Raw genomic sequence first — 23,829 nt, 5'->3', positions numbered from 1 at the left:
CCGCCGGTGCGTCCTAGAGGGTCTCGACCACGCGCAGCAGGGTACGGATCGGCACGCCGGTACCGCCCTTGGTCCAGTACCCGGTCGCCTCGCCGGAGTGGTACCCCGGCCCGGCGATGTCGATGTGCGCCCACTCCACACCCGGTGTGACGAACTCGCGCAGGAACACGCCGCCCTGCAGCATGTGCCCGGCCCGGTCCAGGCTCGAGTTGGTCTGGCAGATGTCGGCGATCTCCGACTCCATGCCCTTGCGCACGTCGTCCGGCAGCGGCATCGGCCAGCCGGGCTCGCCGACCGCGTCGCCGGCCGTCTTGACCAGCGTGGTGGCCGCCTCCGACCCCATCAGGCCGGCGATCCGCTTGCCCAGCGCGATCACCTGCCCGCCGGTCAGGGTGGACGCCTCGAACAGGTAGTCGGCGCCGTCCGCGCAGGCCCGGGCCATCGCGTCACCGAGCACCATGCGGCCCTCGGCGTCGGTGTTGAACACCTCGACCCGCTTGCCGTTGAACATGGTGATCACGTCACCCGGGCGGTACGCCGACCCGGACGGCATGTTCTCCGCGATCGCGAGGTAGCCGGAGACCGCGACGCCCGGCTTGAGCGCGGCGATGGCCAGCATGGTGGCGCCGATCGCGGCCGCACCGGCCATGTCCGACTTCATCTCCCACATGCCGGCGGCCGGCTTGATGCTGATGCCGCCGGTGTCGAACGTGATGCCCTTGCCGACCAGCGCGACCCGCTTCGGCTCGGTCACGCCCTCCGGCACGTAGGTCAGCTTGACCAGCCGCGGCGGTGCCTCGGAACCCTGGCCGACCGCCACGATGCCGCCGTACCCGCCGGCCTTGAGCTGGTCGAAGTCGAGCACCTCGACGGCCAGCCCGGCCTCGGTGGCGGCGGCCGCGACCAGGTCGGCGAAGCCCGCCGGGCGCAGCTCGTTCGGCGGCATGTTGACCCAGTCCCGGGCCTGCCGGACCGCGCGGCTGACGACACCGGCGCGGGTCAGCTCGGCCGCGGCGGCCGTGTCGGCGGCGTCCGGCACGTACACCTGCAGCGCGGTCACCGGCTCGCGGCGGCCCTTGGCCGGCTTGGTCTTGTAACCGGCGAACCGGTACGACCCGAGCAGCGCACCCTCCAGCACGGCGCGCAGCACGTTCGGGGCGTCCGCGTCGTCGGGCAGCGGCAGGGCCAGCGCGACGGTGCCGCTGCCGGCCAGCGCGCGGACCGCGGCGCCGGTGCCCCGGCGCAGGGTCTCGAGGTCGGGGGCGGAGCCGGACGGCTCGTCGCCGAGGCCCACCGCGACCACCAGCGGCGCGGCGATCGTGCCGAGGGTGGCCAGCTTGGTCACCTCACCCGGCGCGCCGGTCGCGCCGAGCAGCGCCAGCGTCGACGTCAGCTTGCCGTCGAACGCCGCGGCGATGCTCTCCGCGCCGGACGCCGGAAGCAGGGCGCCGTCCTGGTCGGGCTGGCTGTGCAGGCCGATGACGATGGCATCGACCGCCAATTCGGCCGGGTCGGTGTCGACCAGGCTGAGGCTGGGCTGGGTCACTCGGGTCACTCCGGGACGTCGGGGCCGGAGCCCGCTGGTGGCGTGCTCCCGGCTGGTGGGAATCAGTGGTATTCCCCGCGACTCTAACGAGGCGCAAGGTCACCGGTAAGTTGAGTCTCATGTCTGCCGAGTTCTTCCGCTCCCCGCTGCATGACCGTCACGTCGCGCTGGGCGCGAAACTCGCCCCGTTCGGCGGCTGGGAGATGCCGCTGGAGTACGCCGACGGCGGCGTCCTGCGCGAGCACGCCGCGGTCCGCGAGGCGGCCGGCGTGTTCGACGTGTCACACCTGGGCAAGGCCCGGGTCAGCGGCGCCGGCGCGGCCGATTTCGTGAACTCCTGCCTGACCAACGACCTGGGCCGGATCGAGCCGGGCAAGGCGCAGTACACGCTCTGCTGCGACGAGACCGGCGGCGTGGTGGACGACCTGATCGCGTACCTCTACGGCCCGGACGACGTCTTCCTGATCCCGAACGCCGCGAACACCGCCGAGGTCGCGCGCCGCCTGGCCGCCGCCGCGCCGGCCGGGGTCACCGTCACCGACCAGCACCGCGAGTTCGCGATCCTGGCCGTGCAGGGCCCGCACTCCGCCGAGGTGCTGGGCAAGCTCGGCCTGCCCGCCGACCACGGCTACATGTCGTTCACCGAGGCCACCCTCGGCGACGTGAAACTGATCGTGTGCCGGACCGGGTACACCGGTGAGCACGGTTACGAACTGGTCATCCCGTGGGACGCGGCGACCGCGGTCTGGGACGCGCTGATCACCGCCGGGGTCCGCCCGTGCGGCCTCGGCGCCCGCGACACGCTCCGCACCGAGATGGGCTACCCGCTGCACGGCCAGGAACTCTCCCTGGAGATCAGCCCGGTGCAGGCCCGCTCCGGCTGGGCCGTCGGCTGGTCAAAACCGGTCTTCTGGGGCCGGGACGCGCTGCTCGCCGAGAAGGCCGCCGGTCCGCGCCGCCAGCTGCGCGGCCTGGAACTCACCGGCCGCGGCATCCCGCGCGGCCACATGCCGGTCTTCGCCGGCGGCGTCCAGGTCGGTGAGACCACCAGCGGCACGTTCTCCCCGACGAAGAAGATCGGCATCGCGCTCGCCCTGATCGACACCGCGACACCGCTCGCCGACGACACCCTCGTGGAGATCGACATCCGCGGCCGCCGGACCGAGGCCCGCCTGGTCAAACCCCCGTTCGTCCAGACGTCCGTCCGCTGACGGCAGGCTTCCCCATAAAAACCCCATAGGGTACGAATACCGGGCGCACGTCCGTAGGCTACGAGCCACGTCCCGCCCGTGAGGCCGCCGCGACACCGCAGCCACCCCGGACCGCGACGCGTCTCCCGACCCCGGCTGGTTCTGAGGGGTGTCTCCGGAGGCCCGTGACACCCCTCAGAACCAGCCGGGACCGCTCCACGCGCTGCGGCCGGAAGTGGTGACGGTCTCGCGTGCGCGCCGCGGGCCGGGAGGCGCGCGGCGGTCCGGACGGGCAGCGGTCTTGCGTCGCCTCACGGGCGGGACTCGGCTTGTAGCCTGCGGACGTGCACCCGGTATTCGTACCGAATAGGGGTTTTGCGGACGTCGCTACCGCAAGGTGAGCGTGATCAGGGTGAGAGTCGTCGCCAGCTCGACGCAGGCGCCCAGGACGTCGCCGGTGATGCCGCCGAGGCGTCGGGTGGCGTGGCGGAGCAGCAGAAACACCGCGGCGAGGGCGATGGCGACCGCGAGGGGACCCTGCCAGGGGCGGTCCGGGAACGCGGGGATCGCGGCGGCGCCGACGGCGGTCGCGGCGAGCAGGACGACCGGGAGCGGGACGGTGGCGGCGACCATCGCGCCCAGGCCGGACGGACGGGCCGGGGGGACGCCGCGGCGGCAGGCCAGCGAGAGGGCCAGGCGGCCGGTCGTCCAGGCGATCACTATCGGCCACCAGCCGAGGGTGGCGACGGCGGCTGCCTGGATCAGCACGGTGGTGGCGAGGGCCACCACCCCGAACGGCCCGATGTCCGGCTTTTTCATGATTTCGAGGGCGGATGGGCCGGAGCGGTAGGAGCCGAGCGCGTCGACCGTGTCCGCCAGGCCGTCCAGGTGCAGGCCCCGGGTCAGCAGGGCGCCCGCGGCGACCGTCACGCCGGCCGCGACCAGGGCGGGCCCGCCGAGCGCCCGCAGGCCCTCGTGGAGGCCCGCCAGGGTCAGGCCGAGCAGCAGGCCGATCAGTGGTGCGACGCTCATCGCGACGGCCGCGGCCGGCCGGTCCACCCGGCCGCCGCGCACCGGCAGGACGGTCAGGGTGGTGACCGCCAGCCGCACGCCGTCGGTGAACCTGCTGCCCGGTGCGTCGGTCACGATCGGCCGGCCGCGCCGCCTTCGGTCCCGTTGTCCACGGTCCGGAAGCTCACGGTCCGGTCGTCCGCTTCCACGTCCGGGTCAGCGCTCGCGCCGGCGGGGTTGCCGAACCCGGTGAGGCCGGTGACCACGGTGGCCTCGTCGTCGATGCCGCTGTCGTCGTTGTCCCCGAAGCCGGCGCCCTCGTCGTCGTCCGTGTCATCGCTGTCGTCGTCGGACAGGCCGGCGTCGCCGTGCTCGGACAGCAGGGCCGGGTGCACCGGCAGCGCCGCGGCCAGGCCCAGCGCGGTGCGCAGCAGCGGCAGCGCCGCCAGCGCGTTCGCGCCCTCGCCCAGGTCCAGGCCGAGCTCCAGCACCGGGGTCAGGCCGAGCACGTCCGCGCCCTGCTTGACCAGCGCCAGCGTGCCCGCCTCGGGCAGCAGGCACCAGTGCCGGGTCTGCCCGGCCAGGTCCCGGGCGACGAGCCCGGCGGAGATCCCGAGCGGGCCGTCGAGCAGCACCGGCACGCGCCGGGCCGCCGCGCCCAGCAGCAGGCCGGTGGCGACCGCCAGGTCCAGGCCGCCGATCTCGCGGAGGATGTCGGTGGCGCCGCGCGGCTCCTGGCGGATCCGGTGCAGGGCGTCCCGGATCGCGGCGCAGCGGATCATCCAGGAGTGGTCGTCGAACCGGCCGCCGGGCAGCAGCACCCGGGGCAGCGTGGCGGCGGCCTCGGCGCCGGTGGTGGCGGCGAGCACGGCGGTCGCCGCGGCTTCGACACCGACGCCGATCCCGGCCAGCAGCAGCGCGTCCCGGCCGGCGTCGGCCGCCTCGTCGGCGAGCTGCCAGCCCTGCCGCAGCGCGGCCTCGACCGCGCCGGCGTCGGCGACCGGGCCGTCCTCCATCGCGCCGGAGTCGCCGACCCGCAGCACGGCGATGTCCGCGCCGGCCTGACCGGCCAGCCGGCCCAGCAGTCCGGTGCCGAGCTCGGTCTCGGCGACCCGCCGTTCGGCGTCGTCCGGGTCGGCGCCGGCCGCGGCCCCGCCGGCGTGCTTGCCGGAGATGACCACGACCCGGACCGACGACCACGGGCGCGGGCTGGTGGTGTCCTGGGTGGCGGCGGCGAACTCGATCGCCTCGCCGAGCATGCCCAGCCCGGCGCCGGGCAGGTCGATCATGCCGAGGCGTTCCCGGGCCTCCGGGCCGGCGTCGCTGCTCGGCAGCGGCAGGTCCATGCCCGGCTCGATCTTGGTGAGCCCGGAGTTGACCAGCGGGAGGTACATGGTGGTGCCGCTGAACGCGTCCGGTTTCTCGGTAGGCAGCACCAGGGCTTCGGTGGGCGCCTCGACGAACGACGGGTCCGCCGGGGGAGTGACGAAGGTCGGCGGCGGGGGCGGTGCCGGGGTGGCGGTGGCTTGCGGCGCGGGCCGCGGGGCAGCCGTGACGACCGGCTCGGCCGTCTTCTCCTTCAACCAGACCGGCTGACCGGCGACCACCAGCACCACGCGGTCACACGCGTCGGCCAGCGCCTGGTTGGTCGTGCCCAGCGCGTCGGTGAACGCGCGCCCGACCGGCGTCATCGGCACCAGCGCGAGGCCCACCTCCGGGCTGACCAGCACGATCCGTGCCGGGCAGCCGCGCACCGCCTCGGCCAGCGCGGTCACGTCGGCCTCGTCGTCGTTCGGCTGGCGGGCCGGGTCGAGCACCGAGGCCACCCAGCCGCCCAGGTCGTCGACGAGCAGCGTCTCGTCCGGCTTCGCCTCGGCCAGCAGCTCGGTGAGCCGGGCCGGGTCACCGGCGGTCTCCTCGGTCGACCAGGACTGCGGCCGGCGCCGCTGATGCTCCTCGATCCGGGCCAGCCACTCCGGATCGTCCTCACCGCCGATCGCGGTGGCGACGTACCGCACCGTCGGCGCGTCTGCCACCAGCGATTCGGCGAACGCGGATTTGCCGGAGCGGATCCCGCCGAGCACCAGGACCGTGTTCCACCGATCTTCGGACATGCCCCGTACCTTAAAGCCGGGACGCACACGCGCACGCCGTAGGGTGGAAGGCCACCGACGTACGACGTGAGGGGGCGGCTCAATGCCGTGGAGTTGGCGGTACGAAGACGTCGACGGCAAATCGGTCGACTTGCCGACCGAGACGTTCAGCAGCCAGGCCGATGCGGAGTCCTGGATCGGCCAGGAGTGGCGTCAGTTGCAGTCGAACGGAGTCAGTACGGTCATCCTGGTCGAGGACGATCGGGTCGACTATCAGATGAGCCTGCAGTCGGCGGAGTGACGTGACCTACGAACCGGTCTACACGCGCACCCCTCGGAACGCGTTCATCCCGAGCCCGGTCTTCGTCGCCATCGTCGCGGTCTTCGCGGTGAGCGGCGTCCTCACCTGGTCCCGGTACGGCAACGTCGGGTTCGACGTGTTCCTGTTCGTGATCTCCGGCTGGCTGATCTCGCTCTGCCTGCACGAGTACGCGCACGCGGTCGCGGCGTACTTCTCCGGTGACCTGACCGTGGCCGAGCGCGGCTACCTGCGGCTCAACCCGTTGAAGTACACGCACCCGCTGCTCTCCATCGTGCTGCCGGTGGTCGTGGTGATCCTGGGCGGCATCGGCCTGCCCGGCGGCGCCGTCTGGGTCGACCACCGGTACATCAACAGCAAGATCAAGGATTCGCTGATCAGTGCGGCAGGGCCACTCACCAACGTGATCCTCGCGGTGGTGGCGGCCGTGCCGTTCCTGCTCGGCCTGGGACCGGATCTCCTCGACACCGGCAGCCGGCTGGTGGTCTACACCGATCATCCGGAGTTCTGGCAGGCGCTCTCGGTGGTGGTCTTCCTGCAGATCACCGCGAGCGTGCTGAACCTGCTGCCCATCCCGGGCCTGGACGGTGGAAGCATCATCCGGCCCTGGATGAGCCCGGCGTACCGGCGGGCCTGGGACATGTGCGCCCCGTTCGGGTTCCTGCTGCTCTTCGTCGCGCTCTGGCAGACCGACCTCGGCATCTACTTCTCCGACCTGGTGATCTGGATCGGTGAACGCCTGGGCCTCGATCGAAACCTGATCGCCAGCGGCTTCGAGCTGATGCGCTTCTGGAGCTGAGCTGACCGGCCTCGCTGCGCTCGGCGGGGTTGCGCCCCTAGAGGTCGTTGACGAGGGCACCGAAACGAACGACGGCTTCGCCTAGTCCGTTTCGGCACCCTCGTCAACGACGGGCGCAACCCACTACGGCCGCTTCGAAGGGCTGGTCGTGAGCGCCGGATCCCGGGTGACGACCGGGTCGACGATCTCGTCGATCGCCTTGAGCAGCCCGTCGTCCAGCTTCACCCCGGACGCCTTGACGTTGTCCCGGACCTGCTCCGGCCGGGACGCGCCGATGATCGCCGCGGACACGTTCGGGTTGTGCAGCACCCAGGCCACCGCGAGCTGGGCCATGGTCAGCCCGGCCTCGTCGGCCAGCGGCTGCAGCCGGGCGACCGCGTTCAGCACGTCGTCCTCGAGCCACCGGGCGATGAAGGTCGCACCGGACTTCTCGTCGGTGGCCCGCGACCCGGCCGGCGGCTGCGCACCCGCCTTGTACTTGCCGGACAGCACCCCCTGCGCCAGCGGCGACCAGACGATCTGCCCCAGGCCCAGCTCCTGCGACGTCGGCACCACCTCGGCCTCGATCACCCGCCACAGCATCGAGTACTGCGGCTGGTTCGACACCAGCCGGATCTTCAGCTCGTCGGCGAGCGGCTTCGCGGCCCGGATCTCCGCGGCGCTCCACTCGGACACCCCGATGTAGTGCGCCTTGCCCCTGTGCACCACGTCGGCGAACGCCTCCATGGTCTCCTCGAGCGGCGTGTGGTGATCGAACCGGTGCGCCTGGTAGAGGTCCACGTAGTCGGTGCCGAGCCGCCGCAGCGAGCCGTCGATCGAGCTCATGATGTGCTTGCGGGACAGGCCGCTGTCGTTCTGGCCCGGCCCGGTCCGCCAGTACACCTTCGTGAAGATCTCCAGGCCGTCGCGCCGCTCGTCCTTCAGCGCCCGGCCCAGCACCTCTTCGGCGCGGGTGCCGGCGTAGACGTCGGCGGTGTCGAACGTGGTGATCCCGGACTCCAGCGCCGCGCGCACACAGGCGAGCGCGGCGTCCTCCTCCACCTGGGACCCGTGGGTGATCCAGTTGCCGTAGGCGATCTCACTGACCAGCAGGCCGGAACGGCCGAGATGACGAAACTCCATCCCCCGACCCTATCCACCTCCTCAGAGGACCGGCCGGACCTCCGGGCGCAGCAGCTCCACCTGCTCGATCGCGTCCGCCCGCTCCACGTACCGGGTCTCCACCAGCGGCTCGCCCTGCCGGTCCAGCGCACCCCAGCGCCCCGCCTCGTCGGCGATCAGGAACGCCGACGGGTGCAGCACCACGGCCTTGTGCACCGGCGGGACCACCGGCTGACCGGTCCGGTCCACCACTCCGGCGCCGGCTTCCGCCTCGACCACGGCCAGGCCCTCGTCGCTGAACCCGTCGATCGGCCCGCCGGCGCTGAGCACCGTGGCGAACTGCCGGTACTTCGGCTGCACCACGATCCGCCCGTGCCGGTCGACGGCGCCCCAGCCGCCGGCCCGCCGGAACAGCGCCAGCCCGCGCCGGAACGGCCGTACGTCCTCGAAGCCCCCCGGCACCACCAGCCGGTTGGCCCGGTCGATCGCCGACCAGCCACCCTCGGCGTCCCGGGTCACCCAGGCCAGCCCTTCGGCGAACCGGTCGGCCGCGAGGTACCCGGAGTCGGCGCCGATCAGCACCGTCCCGGACGGGTCGATCAGTTCCCAGGCCGGCGACTCGGGACGGCGCACCCAGGCCACCCCTTCGGCGAACGGCTGCGCCTGGGCGTACCTCGGCTCGACCGCCGCCGCGTACCCCCAGAGGCCGGTGCCGTCGTCGGTCAGCGGCGTCGGCGCGGCCGGCAGCCCGAGCACCTCGTCGCGGCTGCGCGGGTACGGCCCCCAACCCTCACCGGACCGCCGGGAGATCACGTCGAGGGCCAGCTCGATCCGTTCCACCAGCTCCGGGTCACGGTTCTGGCACAGGTCCAGGGCCCGCTCGAAGTGGTTCACCGCCTCCAGGAACCGCCCCTGCTCGAACGCCGACCGCCCGGCCATCTCGCGGATCTCCGCGCGGGTCCGGGCCGGCAGCTCCGGCGAGTCGGCCTGCGCGTAGAGCCGGTCCGCCTCGTCGAATTCGGTCCGCCACTGCAGCACGTGCGCCAGCCGGGTCTGCGCGACCGACACCGTCCGCGCCTCACCGCTCGCCTCGGCGTGCCGCAGCGCCTCACGCCCGTCGGCGAGCGCGTCGTCCAGCTCACCGAGCACCCGCGAGACGACCGCGCGCAGGCTGAGCAGCCCGGCCCGGACGTTGTCCCGCTCGGCGAACTCCAGCCGGTCGCTGAGCCGGTCGGCGAGGTCACCGAGCCGCTCCGGGTCCGCCACCTGCTCCCGCAAGGTCTGCGGATCGAACATCCAGGGGTAGGCGGCCAGGATCTCCTCCGGGTCCGCCCGCCGCCGATCCGCGGGGGCGTGCTGGTCCCGGCGCTGCCGGATCGGCGCGGCGTCCGCCTCGCCTTCCAAGATCTTTCCGGTACGGACGTCCGCTTTTCCGGCACGGGTGTCTGCGTGCCCGGCCACCGCTTCGGCTTTTCCGGTACGGATGTCAGCGTGCCCCGGCGCCGCTTCGATTTTTTCGGTACGGACGTCAGTGCGCTCGGGCGCCGGTTCGGTGGCCGTCTGCGCCGCCTCTGCGGTCGCGGGGTGCCCCGGGGTCACGATCGGCGCTGCCGCCGCCGCCACCGCGATCTCAGCCGCCTCGTGACCGGTGCCCGCCGTCGGGGCGTCGTCGTCGATCGCCGCGGACGCGCTGTCCGTTCCGCCGGCCACCGTGGCGTCCACGATGGTCGGGACGGCGGCGGACGTCTCGGCCGCAGTGTCGTCGGTGAGTGTTCTGACCGGCACGGTCTCGCTGTGGTGGTGCGCAGCGGTCGACCCCGGAGCGGACGTGTCATCCGCGTCCCCGGACGCCGGTCCCGCACCAGCACTCACCGCGCCGGCCGAGACGCCGCCGTCCCGAACGCCCTCACCCGCCGGACCAGCCTGCGCCAGTCCGTCCCCGACGGCCTCCGCGGTGTCCGTCCCAGCGGTCGCGCCGGCCTCGGCCGTTGCGGCGGCCCGGGCCACGATCAGCGGCATCGCCACGGTCGGCGACGCGAACTCGTCCCCCGCAGTCGGCTTCCAGCCCTCGGTGCCGGGAGCAGCGGTCGCTTCGTCCGCCGCACTCTCCGCGACAGCGGGTGCCGCGTGTCCGGCGGTGTCCGTTGTCCGGCCCGCCGCGCTCCCGCCGTGCTCCGCAGCACTGACAGCCTCATGATCGATATCGGCCTCGAGATCATCCCCAGCGACCAGGCTGCGATCGATGGAGACAGTCACCACGTGCTCGCCGTCGACGTCCGCCGCCTGCACCGCGCCGGTGCCCGAGTCGTCTCGCCCGGAAACTGTGGCGCTGGCTGGCTCCGCCCACCCGGCGACCGCGGTGCTGGCCGGGTTCTCCCATCCGGCGACCGCAGCCACCGGCAACGTCTCATCCGCCACGAACCCGACCGGCAGCGCCGCACCCGAGACCGGAGCGATGCGGCCGAGGTCCGCCCGCGCGCCGGCCGGCTCGTCGGCAGCCGGGCTTGCGCCCAGTTCCGAGTCGCCCCCGACCGCTCCGGAGAATGCGGCCGCCCGCTCGTGCCGCCCCGCCCGCTCGCCGAACGTGTCCTGCTCGTGGCGTCCGGTCTGTTCGCCGAGCGTGTCCTGCTCGTGGCGTCCGGTCTGTTCGCCGAGCGTGTCCTGCTCGTGCCGTCCGGCTTGTTCGCCGAGCGTGTCCTGCTCGTGCCGGCCGAGCCGCGGCTCTGCTGCTCCGTCCCGCGCGTCTTCTGCGACGCCGGTGTCCAGAGCCTGCTGATCAATGCCGGTCAGAAGCTCTTGATCATCGTCCATCCGCGCGTGGCTGTGGCTCTCGCCGGTGGTCCAGCCAGCCGGAGCCTCGGCGGCGACGGCCGCCGTTTCGATGTCCGCCACAACCGTGGTTGCACCGGTCACCGGGCCGACGGCCGCGGGCGCGTCGAAGCTCGTGACCCCGGTCGCTGTCTCAGCGGTGCTCGCGGACCCCAGCGGGGTCTCGGCGGTGCTCGCCGAGCCCGGCGCGGGCTCAGTGGTGCTGCCGTCGGCAGTCCCGCTGCCGGCCTGGGCTTCGCTGGTTTCTGCCTCGGTCGCCTCGGCGTCGGTGTCGTCCTCGTCGACGGGCTGTGCGAACCAGCCGGCCGGTGGCACCGGGATCTCCTCCGGAACGACCGTCTCGGGGACAGCCAGCGGTGAGGTGTCCGGTACCGGCGTTTCCGCGCCGAGCCCGCTCATCGACAGCAGCCAACCCAGCCCGCGCGGCCCCTCGCCGGATTCCGGCTCGGCAACCGGTAACGCAGAACCGGGCGCGCCGGTGACCGGCGCACTCGCCTCCGCGAACGGCACACCGGTGACCGGCTCGACCGCTTCCGCAAACGGCAGCCCGGTGACCGGCGCGTCGGCCGGGCTGAACGACGGCCCGCTGACCGGCGCGTTCGCCGGGGTGAACGACGGCCCGCTGACCGGTGCACCGGTGACCGGGGCAGTCGCCTCTGCCGGCGGCACGACCGAACCGGCGCGGCGCGGATCGATCGCCTGAGTGCGGTCCTCCGGCGGCAGGTTGCCGTGCGGTCCCTGGTTGCCCAGGTCGACCCGCCGGTGAGTGCGCTCGTCCGGAACCGCCGGACCCGCCACCTGCTCGCGCGGGGCGGTCTCGGCCGGGCCGGCGCGGCGCGGGTCGAAGCTCGGCGTATACGCCTGTTCGTGCAAACCGGACGCGCCGAGGTCCGCGCGCCGCGGGTCGAGCGGCCGGGTCGGCTCGTCGCCGGGTGCGGGCGCTGCCGGGTCGACCGGCCGGGCCGGCGCGGGCCGCGTCGGCTGACCGGTGCGGCGCAGGTCCAGCGGCCGGGTGCGCTCCTCGGAGTCGTGCTCGTAACCCTGAGCCGCACCGACGTCGCCACTCTGCTCCGCACGGCGCGGATCCGCCGCCCGGAACCCACCGTCCGGCCCCGGCCCACCGAATCCCGAACCCTGACCGGTGAAGCTCGTGCTCGGAGCGGACCCCTGGCCGGCGAAGCCCGCACCTGGAGCGGACCCCTGGCCGGCGAAACCCGAGGCCGGCACAGCGCCCGGGCCCGCGGTACCGGAGCCCGGCGCAGCCACGCCGGAGACCGGTGCGGAGGAGACGCCGGAGACCGGAGCCGAGGCGATGCCGGATACGGGCGCATTGCCGGGAATCTGACCAGCGAGACCCGAGACCGGGGCGTTGCCCGGCATCGAACCGGCACCACCCGAGACGGGGGCGTTGCCCGGAACCGAGCCGGCAAAGCCGGACACCGGGGAGTTGCCCGGGACATAACCGGCGAAGCCGGACACCGGAGCGTTGCCCGGGACCTGACCGGCGACGCCCGAGACGGGTGCCGAGGTCATACCCGAGACCGGTGCCGAGGCGATGCCGGAGACGGGGGCGGCGGTGCCGAGGCGATGCCGGAGACGGGGGCGGCGGCGATGCCGGAGACCGGTGCCGAGGCGATGCCGGAGACGGGGGCGGCGGCGATGCCGGAGACCGGCTGGTTGGCCGCCCACGAGGAGTCGCGGCCGTAGCTTCCCGGCGCGACCGGCCCGGAGACCGGCGCGACCGGAGCCTGCCCAGGCTGGCCGTATCCCTGCCCAGGCTGGCCGTATCCCTGCCCCGGATTGACGGGAACCTGACCCGGCTGACCCGGCTGACCAGGACGGCCGGGCATGACCGGCGGCTGCCCCGGGGTGGCCGGGTAGGACGCGGCCGGCGGCATGGCCGGCTGCTGCGGCGTCATCCGCGTCGGCTGGGCCGCCGGACGGGACGGTGCCGGGCTGTTCCGGTCCTGCGGAACGGGGCGCAGATCGAACGGCGCCTCCGGCGTCCGCCCGCCGTCGCGGGTGGGCCGGGCCGGGAACGCCTCCGGCGGAACGGGCCGGGCACTGCCATAGGTCGGCGCGGCCGGCGACATCGGTCGCGGGTCGGCGCGGGGATCGACCCGCGGGTCGGTGCCGGGACGCGGAACGGCCTGCTCCGGAGTCGGCCAGGGCGCACCGGGTGCACCAGGCGCGACCGGGCCGCCGGGCTGCTCGCCCGCCGGTCGCCGGACCTGGAAACCGGAATCCTGCTCACGGCCCTGCCCGGGCGCAAACCCGGCAGGTCCCCCGAAACGGGACTGCGAACTACCTTGCTGACGTTCCGGGCTCGGAGCGGGCGAGACCGGGCCGCGAGGGCCGTTCGGCGCCTGCGCGCCACCGCGGACCGGCGGAATCGGCCCACCCTGCTGGCCCGGCCCGAAGTCCGGACGTCCGGCCGGCGACACCGGCCGTGGCCCGTGCCCGGGGGCGTCACCGCGCTCCCACTGCTGCGGGCCGCGTGGCTCCTGCTGCTGCCCGCCCCAGTTCTCCGGCCCGCGCTGCGGCGATCCGGGCTGCTGAGACCCCTGCTGAGCGCCGCGCTGCGGCAGGCCGGACTGCTGCCCCGGCTGCTGCTGCGCGCCACGTTGCGGCAACCCGGACTGCTGCCCGGGCTGCTGCTGACCGAACTGTCCAGGCTGCTGCTGACCGGGTTGCCCAGGCTGTGGGTAACCGGGTTGCTGCTGACCGGGCTGACCGGGCTGACCGGGCTGTCCGGGCTGCGGGTAACCGGCCTGACCAGGCTGCGGGTAACCGGGTTGCTGCTGCCCGGGCTGTCCGGGCTGCGAAAAACCGGGCTGCGAAAAGCCGGGCTGGCCGGGCTGGGGAAAACCGGGCTGCTGCGGACCGGGACCACGACGCGGCCCGTCCTGCTGCTGCCCAGGCCCGCGCGCCGCCCCCGGCGCCGGATAACCGGGCTGCTGGCCGGGCGAGACCGGCGCCGCCGACCCCGGCACCCGGGCATGTCCGGGCGTCACCGGCACGGACGGGGCACCCCGCCCGTAAACCGGAGCGGCCCCACGCCGCGGATCCGGCGCACCCTCGTAGGGGATCGGCCGGTTCCACGACGGATCGTTCTGGGTCTCCCGGCGGCTGCCGCCGTACCTCGGAGGCTCTTCGCCCGGAGCGGCCGGAGGGCGGCCGAAACCTGGCGCCGGACCGCTCACCGGGACCGAGCTGACCGGTGCGGATCCACCGCGGGACGCCTCGTAGACCGGGGTGTGCACGGCCTTGCGGCGGCCCGGGTCGCCGGGGTAGCGCTGGCCGGGTACCGGTTCCCACTCCCAGGTGATCTCGTAGACCCAGGCGGGCTCGTCATCCCAGCCGTCCGCACCCGGACGGGAGCTCCAACCGTTCATCGGGTATCCCGACCCGGCGATTGGCAACGCTCCGTCACGGCGAACTCCAACGTGTCAAAAATCGAGCCGTGGCCGGCCGGGGACCCGGGTACAGTCTCCCGGCTCCACTGCGGGGGTGTGGAAAGGAGATTAGCGGCGTGGTCGGGAAGGACGCCAGCGTGCTCACGATCTCAACGGTCGGTCCGTTACGAGGCTCGGTCACTACTTTCGGTGCACTGGTCGGGTCGGGTTTCCGTCGCTACACGACCTATCGTCAGGCCACCATAGCCGGAACGTTCACCAACGTAGTCTTCGGCTACCTGCGCTGCTATGTGCTGCTCGCGGTGGCTGCGAGCACCGTCGGCGGCCGTCCCGGCGGGTACGCCCCGGACCAGCTCGTCACCTATGTCTGGTTGGGTCAGGGGCTACTGAGTGTGGTGATGCTGTGGGGCTGGGCGGAGCTCGCCGAACGCATCCGTACCGGTGACGTCGCGGCCGATCTGTTACGTCCGGTGGCCCCGTTGACCGCTTACCTGGCCGCTGACCTGGGTCGCGCGGCCCACGGGATGCTCACCCGGTTCATCCCGCCGGTGGTGGTCGGTGCGCTGTGCTTCCCGATGCGGATGCCGACCCGCTGGCAGACGGTGCCGCTGTTCCTGGTGTCGGTGCTGATCGCGGTGGTGGTCAGTTTCGGCTGCCGGTACCTGGTCAACGCGACCGCGTACTGGCTGCAGGACGCCCGCGGGCCGATCCTGCTCTGGACGCTCGGCGCCGGGGTGCTGGGTGGGCTCTACTTCCCGCTGCGCCTGCTGCCGGAGTCGGTGGCGGTCACGTTGTGGCTGGCCACGCCGCTGCCGAGCATCCTGCAGACGCCGCTGGACGTGGCCGCCGAGCGGGACGGCCCGGCGCTGCAGCTGGGCCTGGTCGCGCTGCAGCTGTTCTGGGCCGTGGTGCTGCTGGTGCTGGCCGCCGTGGTGCAGAAAAGGGCCGAGCGCCGCCTGGTGGTCCAGGGTGGGTGAACTGCGGGCCTATGCCGCGCTGGCCGGCGCCCAGGCGCGTTCGGTCTTCTCCTACCGGACCTCGTTCCTGATCGAACTGTTCAGCAACGTCGGTGCGACGGTCTTCGACGTGCTCTCAGTACTGGTGCTCTTCCGGGCCACCGATCGGGTGGGCGGTTTCACCCTGCCCGAGGCGCTGCTGATGACGAGCATCACGTCGGCCGGGTTCGCGCTCGCCGACTTCACGGTCGGCAACGTCGACCGGCTGAAGGTCTACGTCCGGGCCGGGACGCTCGACGCGGTGCTGGTCCGGCCGCTCGGCGCGCTGCCCCAGCTGCTGCTCATGGACCTGCCGATCCGCAAGCTGCTGCGCGTGGTGTTCGGCTTCGGCGTGCTGGCCGTGGCGCTGCGGATGAACCACATCGACTGGACACCGGCCCGGGTGTTGTTGATCACGATCGCGCCGATCGCCGCCGCGGTGTTCCTCAGCTCGATCTTCGTGCTGAGCGCCAGCCTGGCGTTCTGGTGGGTGGACTCCGGCGAGCTCGGCAGCGCCTTCACGTACGGCGGCCGGGACTTCGCGTCGTACCCGATCACGGTCTACGGCCCGCTCTTCCGCGGCCTGTTCGCATACGCCCTGGGTTTCGCGTTCGTCTCCTACCAGCCGGCGTTGGCGCTGCTCGGCCGCCCGGACCCGCTCGGTCTGCCGGCCTGGGCCGGCTTCGCCGCCCCGTTCGTCGCCTGCGCCGCCGCGGTGGTCGCGGCGGTCGTCTGGCGCACCGGGATCCGCCACTACCGGAGCACAGGATCATGATTCGTACGAATGAACTGCGCAAGGACTTCACCGTACGGGTCAAGAGCGGCCGGTTCCGGCGCGAGAAACGTGTGGTCGAAGCGGTCGCCGGGGTGACCCTGAGCATCGAGCCGGGGGAGATGGTCGGCTACATCGGCCCGAACGGCGCCGGCAAGTCCACCACCCTGAAGATGCTGACCGGCGTGCTCACCCCGTCCGGCGGTGACGTCGAGGTGTGCGGCCTGCGCCCGGTCCCGCAGCGTACGAAGCTGGCCCTGAACATCGGTGTGGTCTTCGGCCAGCGCTCCCAGCTCTGGTGGGACCTGCCGCTGCACGAGTCGTTCGCCCTGCTCCGGCACATCTACCGGGTGCCCGCCGCGGAGCACGCCGCCCGGCTGCGCCGTTGCCGGGACCTGCTCGACCTGGACGACTTCCTGGACATCCCGGTGCGGCAGCTCTCCCTGGGCCAGCGGATGCGCGGCGAGCTGACCGCGGCCCTGCTGCACGGTCCCCGGGTGCTGTTCCTGGACGAGCCGACGATCGGCCTGGACGTGGTCAGCAAGCAGGCGGTCCGCTCGTTCCTGGCCGAGTTGGGCGCGACCGGTGACGTGACCCTGGTGCTGACCACGCACGACCTGGCCGACATCGAGCGGCTCTGCGAACGCCTCGTGGTGATCGACCACGGCCGGGTGGTGCACGACGGGACGATCGACGCGCTGCACACCCGGTACGGCTCCCGCCGCAGCCTGGTCGCCGACCTGGCGGATCCGTTGCCGGACGGCTTCGTGCTGCCGGGCGCGACCCTGGTCGGTGTCGAGGCGGACCGGCACCGGGTGACGTTCGCGCTGGACGGGGTGACCGCCGGGGTCGCGGTGGCCGGGCTGGTCGCGGCGGTGTCGATCCGGGACCTGTCGGTGGTCGAGCCGGACATCGAGGACGTGGTGGCCCGGCTCTACGCGTCTACCGATGCTCCATGACCAGGACCGCCCAGGACGGCTCGAGGGCCTCGTAACGGTGCGGGACGTCGCCGGGGAACGTCACGTAGTCGCCCGGACCGACCTCGATCGGCTCGTCGACCGGCCCGGTCCGGATCCGGCCGGCGCCCACCACGATGTGTTCCACGCTGCCCGGGATGTGCGCCGCGGCCTCCCGGGCCTCGCCCGGTTCCAGCTCCATCAGGTAGAGGTCCCGGCGTACGTGCGGTGACCCGGTGGCGAGCAGAGTGGCCACGAAGTCGGCCCGGTCGGCGCGCAGCCGGGTGGCGCCCTCACCGGAGCGGATCACCCGGACCCGGGTCGGCTCCGGCTCGACCAGCCGGCTGAACGGCACGCCGAGCGCCACGCCGAGCGCCCACAGGGTCTCGATGCTGGGGTTCCCGTTGCCCGCCTCGAGCTGCGACAACGTGGATTTGGCCAGGCCCGCGCGGCGGGCCAGCTCGGCCAGGGAGATCCCGGCGCGGTCCCGTTCGCGGCGCAGGGCGGCGGCGATGGCGGCGAGCGGCGGCGCCGGCTGATCCATGGGTGTTCGCTCCATCGGTCGGGTCGTTCGGTTTGACGAACGCTGCGGGTTCGTTCAGCATAACGAACCATGAGCCCGGTAAATCGAACGCAAGCCCGTCCGCGCGACGTCGCCGCGCTGGCCGCCGCGACGCTCGCGGTGGGCGCTTCGTTCGGCGCCATCACCATCGCGTACGGCCTGCCGGCCTGGCTGCCCACGCTGATGTCGGTGGTGGTCTTCGCCGGGGGAGCGCAGTTCCTGGCGGTCGGCCTGTTCGCGGCCGGCAACCCGATCGCCGCGGTCCTCGCCGGTCTGCTGCTCAACGCCCGGCACCTGCCGTTCGGCCTGGCGGTCGCGGACACCCTCGGCCCGCGCTGGCGGGACCGGCTGATCGGTAGTCACCTGATGACCGACGAGGTGGTGGCGTTCACCCTCGCCGAGAAGGACCCGGCCGCCCGGCGCCGGACGTACTGGCTGGTCGCGGTGTCGCTGCTGGTCGCCTGGAACGTCGGCACGGTGCTCGGCGTGCTGCTCGGCGGCGCCACCGGCGACCCGGACGCCCTGGGCCTCGACGCGGCGTTCCCGGCCGGGCTGATCGCGCTGATCCTGCCGTCGCTGCGGGACCGGGACACCCGCCTGGTGGCGCTCTCCGGCGCGGCGATCGCGGTGCTGCTGACCCCGGTCCTGCCGGCCGGGCTGCCGGTGCTGGCCGCGCTGCTCGGCCTGCTGGTCCTGTTCCGCCCCACCCGCCGTGCCGGCGGTGGCCGGCCGCCCGCGCGAGCGAGCGGAGACCCCGAGGAGAAGTCATGCTGATCGTCGCCGTGATCGCGCTCGGCGTGGGCACCTACGCGATGCGGCTGAGCGGTGTCCTGCTGCGCGATCGCCTGGAACTCTCCCCGGCCGTCCAGCGGCTGCTCCCGATGGCCGCGGCGGCCCTGCTGGCGGCCCTGGCGGGCACCGCCGCGCTGACGTCCGGCGCCGAGTTCGCCGGGGTGGCCCGCCCGGCCGGGGTGGCCTTCGGGGCGCTGCTGGCCTGGCGCAAGGTCCCGTTCGTGCTGGTCGTCGTGGGCGCGGCGGTGGTCGCCGCGCTGCTGCGCCTGGCGGGGCTGCCCTGACGGTCCGGGCAGCGTTCAGATCCCGGGCAGCACGAAGCCCCGGCGCGGAACCGCACCGGGGCTTCGGTGAAAGACGTCAGATCTTGGCGCCGAGCTCGACCTTCGGTTTCGGCACCCGCATCCGGCGGAAGGTCAGGCCGCGCATGATGCCGTACAGGTAGAGCGAACCGAGCCGCTGCTGACTGTTCGGGATGCGCGCCTTGACGGTCTTCTTGATCCGGCGGGCGATGAAGATGCTGTCCACCACGACGGCAAGCGCGAGCAGCGCCCACAGCACGTTGCTGGCCAGGACCACGACCTCGTTCCGGACGATCGAGCCGATCATCACGATCACCGCGCCGGCGATGAAGAACGAACCGACCGTACGACGGGAGTCGACGAGGTCACGGACCAGCGAGCGCTCCGGGCCGCGGTCCCGGGCGAGGAGGTATTTCTCCTCGCCGTTACGCATGCCCTCGGAGGCCTCCGAGCGCTCCTGGCGTTGCCGCTCGCGGAGCTGCTTCATCGCCTCCTTGCGGTTGGCGGGAGCGGCCTCCTGCGTCCGGCGACCCTGCTGCGTCCGCTTCGGCGTGACCACACCCAGCTCTTTCTTGCTGGGTGTGTAGCTTTTCCGGCGTGCGGCAGAGTCCTCCTCGGTTACCGAGGTGGTGGCGTCTTCGACGAGGTCGACTGGCTTGCGACGAAACAGCGGGGACACGAGACGAGCGTAGCCAAACGGCGCGGTGTGCCACACACCGCGCCGTTGATCGAGATGAAATTGCAGCTGGAAGGCTACGGCCGCTCGACGTGAGCGCCGAGCGCGGCCAGCTTGGCCTCGAAGTCCTCGTAGCCCCGCTTGATCAGGTTGACGCCGTACACCCGGGAGGTGCCCTCGGCGGCCAGCGCGGCGATCAGGTGCGCGAAACCGGCCCGCAGGTCCGGGATGACCAGGTCGGCGGCGTGCAGCTTGGACGGGCCGGCGATCACCGCGGAGTGCATGAAGTTGCGGCGGCCGAACCGGCACGGGGTGCCACCGAGACAGTCCCGGTAGACCTGGATGGTCGCGCCCATCGAGTTGAGCGCCTCGGTGTAGCCGAGCCGCTGCTCGTACACGGTCTCGTGCACGATCGAGATGCCGCGCGCCTGGGTCAGGGCGACGACCAGGGGCTGCTGCCAGTCGGTCATGAAGCCCGGGTGCACGTCGGTCTCCAGGGCCACGGCCTTGAGCTCGGTGCCCGGGTGCCAGAACTTGATGCCGCCCTCGGAGCCGGTCACACCCGGCCGGGACACCCGGTCGTCGGTGATCTTCAGCTCGCCGCCGATGTTCCGGTAGACGTTCAGGAACGTCATCATGTCGGCCTGCCGGGCGCCGAGCACCTCGATCTCGCCGCGGGTGGCGAGCGCGGCGGCGGCCCAGCTGGCGGCCTCGATCCGGTCCGGGATCGGCTTGTGCTCGTAGCCGTACAGCTTCGGCACGCCCTGGATCTCGATCATCCGGTCGGTGTGCACCGTGATGATCGCGCCCATCTTCTGCAGGATGCAGATCAGGTCGATGATCTCCGGCTCGATCGCGGCGTTGCGCAGCTCGGTGACGCCCTCGGCGCGGACCGCGGTGAGCAGCACCTGCTCGGTCGCGCCGACGCTCGGGTACGGCAGCTCCAGCTTCGCGCCGTGCAGCCCGTTCGGGGCACTCAGGTGCATGCCCTCGGGGGTCTTGTCGACGACCGCGCCGAACTCGCGCAGCGCCCTGATGTGGAAGTCGATCGGGCGCGGGCCGATGTGGCAGCCGCCCAGATCCGGGATGAACGCGTGACCGAGCCGGTGCAGCAGCGGGCCGCAGAGCAGGATCGGGATCCGGCTCGAGCCGGCGTGCACGTTGATCTCGTCGGTGCTGGCGGACTCCACGCTGGTGGGGTCCATCACCAGCTCGCCGTCCTCGACGCCGTCGCTGACCTTGACGCCGTGCAGTTCGAGCAGGCCACGAACGACCTCGACGTCACGGATCCGAGGTACGTCGAAGAGCCGGCTCGGTGACTCGCCCAGCAGGGCGGCGACCATCGCCTTGGAAACCAGATTCTTGGCGCCACGGACCCGGATCTGACCCTGCAGTGGCGTACCGCCATGCACGATCAAGACGTCGTCGGTCAACGTAACCTCCAGCCGGTGGGCGCATGGACGCCCGGTGATCGAGGGGGCAGTGATTTCGGGTGGGGGTACCCGATCCTGCAACCGGGGAAGCATAGCGCTGAGTGACAACTCCGCCAGTCGGAGCGCGGCCGGAAAACCGAGTAGCCGGGCAATCACCCTGCGGGGTGAAATCTCCCGGCTACGCAGCGTTACGAAAAAGGGTTACGGCAGGGCGAGCATCTGGTCCAGCGCGATGCGGGCCGCACGCGCGGTCTCCTCGTCGACGGTGATCACGTTCGGCACCCGGCCGGCGACCAGCTCCTCCAGCGTCCACACCAGGTGGGGGAGGTCGATCCGGTTCATCGTCGAGCAGTAACAGACCGTCCGGTCGAGGAAGGTGACCTGCTTGTCCGGGTGGGCCAGGGCCAACCGGCGCACCAGGTTGAGCTCGGTGCCGATCGCCCACGACGAACCGGCGGGCGCGGCGTCCAGGGCCTTGATGATGTACTCCGTCGAGCCGACGTAATCGGCCGCGCGGACCACCTCGTGCCGGCACTCCGGGTGGACCAGCACGTTCACCCCGGGGACCCGCTCGCGGACGTCCCGGACGCTGTCGATGGTGAACCGGCCGTGCACCGAGCAGTGGCCGCGCCAGAGGATCATCTTGGCGTTGCGCAGCTGCTCGTCGGTGAGGCCGCCCTGCGGCTTGTGCGGGTCGTAGAGGACGCAGTCGTCCAGGTCGAAGCCCATCTCCAGGACCGCGGTGTTGCGGCCCAGGTGCTGGTCGGGCAGGAAGAACACCTTGCTGCCCTGCTCGAACGACCAGTCGAGGGCCCGCTTGGCGTTCGACGAGGTGCAGACCACGCCGGAGTTGCGCCCGACGAAGCCCTTGATGTCGGCGGACGAGTTCATGTACGTCACCGGGACGACGTCGCCGGCGATGCCGAGGTCCTGGAAGTGCTCCCAGGCCGTCTCCACCTGACCCAGCACCGCCATGTCGGCCATCGAGCAGCCGGCCGCCAGGTCGGGCAGGATGACCCGCTGCTCCGGCTTGGTCAGGATGTCGGCGCTCTCGGCCATGAAGTGCACGCCGCAGAACACGATGAACTCGGCGTCCGGCCGGGCCGCGGCCTGCTGGGCCAGCCTGAACGAGTCGCCGGTCACGTCGGCGAACCGGATCACCTCGTCGCGCTGGTAGTGGTGCCCCAGCACGAACACCCGGTCGCCGAGCGTCGCCTTCGCCGCGGTGGCCCGGGCCACCAGGTCCGGGTCGCTCGGCGCGGGCAGATCGCCGGGGCAGTCCACACCCCGCTCGCTCGCGGGGTCGCTGCCCTTGCCGAGAAGCAGCAGCGCGACAGGGGTGTTTCCAGGTTCGGTCCAGGTCGCCGTCACGAGATTCATCGTTGCACAGGGGCTGAGAAGGCGGCTGTGTGCTGCCACACTCCTGGGGTGCGCGTACTGATCTGTCCGGACAAGTTCGCCGGTACCCTTTCCGCCCCCGAGGTGGCCCGTGCGGTCGCCGACGGCTGGGCCGTCCCGACCGATGAGCTGGTCCAGCGGCCACTCGCCGACGGAGGGCCGGGCTTCGTCGACGTGCTGGCGTCCGCGCTGGGCGGGCGGCGGATCCCGGTCGGCACCGTCGACCCGCTGGGCCGTCCGGTGCAGGGCGAGATCCTGTATGCGAACGGTGTCGCTTATGTCGAGAGCGCTCAGGCCTGCGGCCTTCACCTGCTGACGCAGGAAGAACGCAACCCCAACACCACCACGTCGTACGGCCTGGGCCTGCTGCTGGCGGCCGCCGCCGAGTCCGGCGCCGCCCAGGTGGTGGTGGGGCTGGGTGGCTCGGCGGTGAACGACGCGGGCGCTGGGATGCTGGCCGCGCTCGGCGCCGCCCCGGTCGACGTGGCCGGGTACGCGCTGCCGTACGGCGGGGCGCCGCTGCTCACCGCGGAGAGCCTGGGCGGGACGCCCCAGCTGCGGCCGATCAGCCTGATCGCGGCGACCGACGTCGACAACCCGCTGACCGGCCTGCACGGCGCCAGCAACGTCTTCGGCCCGCAGAAGGGCGCGACCCGGGACGACGTACTGCGGCTGGACGCGGCGCTCGAGCACTTCGCCCACGTACTGGAGAAGGCATTTGAGATCGACGATCTCGCGGCCCGGCCGGGAGCCGGAGCGGCCGGCGGCATCGGGGCGGCCCTGATCGCCCTCGGCGGGCAGGTGACCTCCGGGATCGGCCTGGTCGGCACGCTGATCGGGCTGGACCGGGAGCTGGACGCGGCCGACCTGGTGATCACCGGCGAGGGCAGCTTCGACCACCAGTCGCTGCGCGGCAAGGTGGTCGCCGGGATCGCGGCCGGCGCCCGGGACCGCGGTCTGCCGTGCGTGGTGCTCGCCGGGCGCAACGAGACCGGCCACCGGGAGGCCTCGGCGGCCGGGGTGACCGAGACGCACACCCTCGTCGAGCATTTCGGCTCGGTCGGGACGGCCATGGCCGAACCGGCTCGCGGCCTGCGGGAACTCAGCGAGCGGTTGTCAAGGCAATGGAGTCGCTGATCTCGACCCGCCCGGATTGGGAATCCCCGGGAATGGGGTTAGCGTTGCCTGGTACGGCACATGACCGCACCTGGCAGGGAGATACCTACGTGACCACTGAAGCGCACACCGAGTCGACCGAGGCGACTGCCCCGACCGGCATCAACCTCACCGATGTCGCCGCGGTGAAGGTCAAGGCCCTGATCGAGCAGGAAGGGCGCGACGACCTGCGCCTGCGCATCGCCGTACAGCCCGGTGGCTGTTCCGGCCTGCGTTACCAGCTCTTCTTCGACGAGCGTTCGCTCGACGGTGACGTCGTCAGCGACTTCGACGGGGTCGAGGTCGTGGTGGACCGGATGTCCTCGCCCTATCTGGCCGGCGCCACCATCGACTTCGCGGACCGGATCGACGCGCAGGGCTTCACCATCGACAACCCGAACGCGCAGAACTCCTGCGCCTGTGGTGACTCGTTCCACTGATCTCGCTATATCGGAACAGGCCGTCCCGTTCACGGGGCGGCCTG

General features: G+C 72.5%; 20 protein-coding genes. 10 read left to right on the top strand and 10 right to left on the bottom strand.

Annotation, left to right across the window (positions count from 1 at the left end; translation table 11 throughout):
- Positions 1-13 precede the first annotated feature (13 nt).
- Positions 14-1,546 (bottom strand): leucyl aminopeptidase, encoded by a 1,533-nt coding sequence (locus ADL15_RS42865; RefSeq protein WP_067704761.1) that lies wholly within the window; start codon positions 1,544-1,546, stop codon positions 14-16.
- A 119-nt stretch (positions 1,547-1,665) separates the two neighbouring features.
- Here ADL15_RS42865 and gcvT point away from each other — a divergent pair, with 119 nt between their 5' ends.
- On the top strand, positions 1,666-2,757 hold the full coding sequence (gene gcvT / locus ADL15_RS42860) for a glycine cleavage system aminomethyltransferase GcvT (RefSeq protein ID WP_067704759.1): 1,092 nt from the start codon (positions 1,666-1,668) through the stop codon (positions 2,755-2,757).
- A gap of 366 nt (positions 2,758-3,123) precedes the next feature.
- On the opposite strand, the gene ADL15_RS42855 is transcribed toward gcvT, so the two are convergent.
- Together ADL15_RS42855 and cobU are read right to left on the bottom strand one after the other, a co-directional pair.
- Entirely contained in the window at positions 3,124-3,882 is a 759-nt protein-coding gene (locus ADL15_RS42855; protein ID WP_157441958.1) for an adenosylcobinamide-GDP ribazoletransferase, read from the bottom strand.
- Positions 3,879-5,861: a bifunctional adenosylcobinamide kinase/adenosylcobinamide-phosphate guanylyltransferase gene (gene cobU / locus ADL15_RS42850; RefSeq protein ID WP_083972451.1), complete on the bottom strand. Its 1,983-nt coding sequence runs from the start codon at positions 5,859-5,861 to the stop codon at positions 3,879-3,881. The genes ADL15_RS42855 and cobU overlap by 4 nt, the downstream gene beginning before the upstream one ends.
- Positions 5,862-5,943: 82 nt before the next feature.
- On the opposite strand from cobU, the gene ADL15_RS42845 reads away from it, so the two are divergent.
- Entirely contained in the window at positions 5,944-6,141 is a 198-nt protein-coding gene (locus ADL15_RS42845) for a hypothetical protein (RefSeq protein WP_067704746.1), read from the top strand.
- A 1-nt stretch (position 6,142) separates the two neighbouring features.
- On the top strand, positions 6,143-6,958 hold the full coding sequence (locus tag ADL15_RS42840; RefSeq protein ID WP_067704740.1) for a site-2 protease family protein: 816 nt from the start codon (positions 6,143-6,145) through the stop codon (positions 6,956-6,958).
- A 123-nt stretch (positions 6,959-7,081) separates the two neighbouring features.
- Here the strand turns inward: ADL15_RS42840 and ADL15_RS42835 are convergent, their stop codons facing one another.
- The 3 genes from ADL15_RS42835 to ADL15_RS53645 are packed head-to-tail and all read right to left on the bottom strand — an operon-like array spanning position 7,082 to position 14,283.
- Positions 7,082-8,080 (bottom strand): aldo/keto reductase family protein, encoded by a 999-nt coding sequence (locus ADL15_RS42835; RefSeq protein WP_067704738.1) that lies wholly within the window; start codon positions 8,078-8,080, stop codon positions 7,082-7,084.
- Between the two features lie 21 nt (positions 8,081-8,101).
- Positions 8,102-12,421, bottom strand: coding sequence for a WG repeat-containing protein (locus ADL15_RS42830; protein WP_067704736.1), 4,320 nt, complete (start codon positions 12,419-12,421; stop codon positions 8,102-8,104).
- Positions 12,418-14,283: a hypothetical protein gene (locus ADL15_RS53645; protein ID WP_157441957.1), complete on the bottom strand. Its 1,866-nt coding sequence runs from the start codon at positions 14,281-14,283 to the stop codon at positions 12,418-12,420. Before ADL15_RS53645 ends, ADL15_RS42830 begins: the two co-directional genes overlap by 4 nt.
- Before the next feature lie 158 nt (positions 14,284-14,441).
- On the opposite strand from ADL15_RS53645, the gene ADL15_RS42825 reads away from it, so the two are divergent.
- Genes ADL15_RS42825 through ADL15_RS42815 form a run of 3 tightly spaced genes read left to right on the top strand, consistent with a single transcriptional unit; the run spans position 14,442 to position 17,030 of the window.
- Entirely contained in the window at positions 14,442-15,281 is an 840-nt protein-coding gene (locus tag ADL15_RS42825) for an ABC transporter permease (protein WP_232344896.1), read from the top strand.
- Positions 15,274-16,074, top strand: a complete 801-nt coding sequence (locus tag ADL15_RS42820; RefSeq protein WP_067704731.1) for an ABC transporter permease — start codon at positions 15,274-15,276, stop codon at positions 16,072-16,074. Before ADL15_RS42825 ends, ADL15_RS42820 begins: the two co-directional genes overlap by 8 nt.
- Positions 16,071-17,030 carry an ABC transporter ATP-binding protein gene (locus ADL15_RS42815; protein ID WP_067704729.1) on the top strand — a complete coding sequence of 320 codons (960 nt, stop codon included), beginning with the start codon at positions 16,071-16,073 and terminating at the stop codon, positions 17,028-17,030. Before ADL15_RS42820 ends, ADL15_RS42815 begins: the two co-directional genes overlap by 4 nt.
- On the opposite strand, the gene ADL15_RS42810 is transcribed toward ADL15_RS42815, so the two are convergent.
- A complete protein-coding gene (locus tag ADL15_RS42810) occupies positions 17,014-17,571 on the bottom strand; it encodes a helix-turn-helix domain-containing protein (RefSeq protein ID WP_067704728.1) in 558 nt (185 codons plus the stop codon). The genes ADL15_RS42815 and ADL15_RS42810 overlap by 17 nt on opposite strands.
- 69 nt (positions 17,572-17,640) lie before the next feature.
- Between ADL15_RS42810 and ADL15_RS42805 the strand changes: the two genes are divergently transcribed.
- Both ADL15_RS42805 and ADL15_RS42800 read left to right on the top strand, forming a co-directional pair.
- Positions 17,641-18,363: an AzlC family ABC transporter permease gene (locus ADL15_RS42805; protein ID WP_083972450.1), complete on the top strand. Its 723-nt coding sequence runs from the start codon at positions 17,641-17,643 to the stop codon at positions 18,361-18,363.
- Positions 18,357-18,665: an AzlD domain-containing protein gene (locus tag ADL15_RS42800; RefSeq protein ID WP_067704726.1), complete on the top strand. Its 309-nt coding sequence runs from the start codon at positions 18,357-18,359 to the stop codon at positions 18,663-18,665. The genes ADL15_RS42805 and ADL15_RS42800 overlap by 7 nt, the downstream gene beginning before the upstream one ends.
- A gap of 76 nt (positions 18,666-18,741) precedes the next feature.
- Here ADL15_RS42800 and ADL15_RS42795 read toward each other — a convergent pair whose 3' ends face one another.
- The 3 genes from ADL15_RS42795 to nadA form a co-directional block, all read right to left on the bottom strand.
- The gene (locus ADL15_RS42795) at positions 18,742-19,362 is read right to left on the bottom strand and encodes a DUF3043 domain-containing protein (protein ID WP_067704963.1); all 621 of its coding nucleotides are present in this window, start codon (positions 19,360-19,362) and stop codon (positions 18,742-18,744) included.
- Positions 19,363-19,436: 74 nt separating this feature from the next.
- The gene (gene murA, locus ADL15_RS42790) at positions 19,437-20,792 is read right to left on the bottom strand and encodes a UDP-N-acetylglucosamine 1-carboxyvinyltransferase (RefSeq protein ID WP_067704724.1); all 1,356 of its coding nucleotides are present in this window, start codon (positions 20,790-20,792) and stop codon (positions 19,437-19,439) included.
- Positions 20,793-20,993: 201 nt separating this feature from the next.
- Positions 20,994-22,163 (bottom strand): quinolinate synthase NadA, encoded by a 1,170-nt coding sequence (gene nadA / locus ADL15_RS42785; RefSeq protein WP_394326986.1) that lies wholly within the window; start codon positions 22,161-22,163, stop codon positions 20,994-20,996.
- 57 nt (positions 22,164-22,220) lie between these two features.
- Between nadA and ADL15_RS42780 the strand changes: the two genes are divergently transcribed.
- Positions 22,221-23,327: a glycerate kinase family protein gene (locus ADL15_RS42780; RefSeq protein WP_067704720.1), complete on the top strand. Its 1,107-nt coding sequence runs from the start codon at positions 22,221-22,223 to the stop codon at positions 23,325-23,327.
- A gap of 89 nt (positions 23,328-23,416) precedes the next feature.
- Positions 23,417-23,785 carry an iron-sulfur cluster insertion protein ErpA gene (gene erpA, locus ADL15_RS42775; RefSeq protein ID WP_067704718.1) on the top strand — a complete coding sequence of 123 codons (369 nt, stop codon included), beginning with the start codon at positions 23,417-23,419 and terminating at the stop codon, positions 23,783-23,785.
- Positions 23,786-23,829 lie beyond the last annotated feature (44 nt).

This window comes from Actinoplanes awajinensis subsp. mycoplanecinus, from assembly GCF_001509495.1.
Classification (GTDB): Bacteria; Actinomycetota; Actinomycetes; order Mycobacteriales; family Micromonosporaceae; genus Actinoplanes; species Actinoplanes palleronii.
The sequence above is the reverse complement of the archived record's forward strand: the minus strand, read 5'-3'. Positions and strand labels throughout refer to the sequence as shown.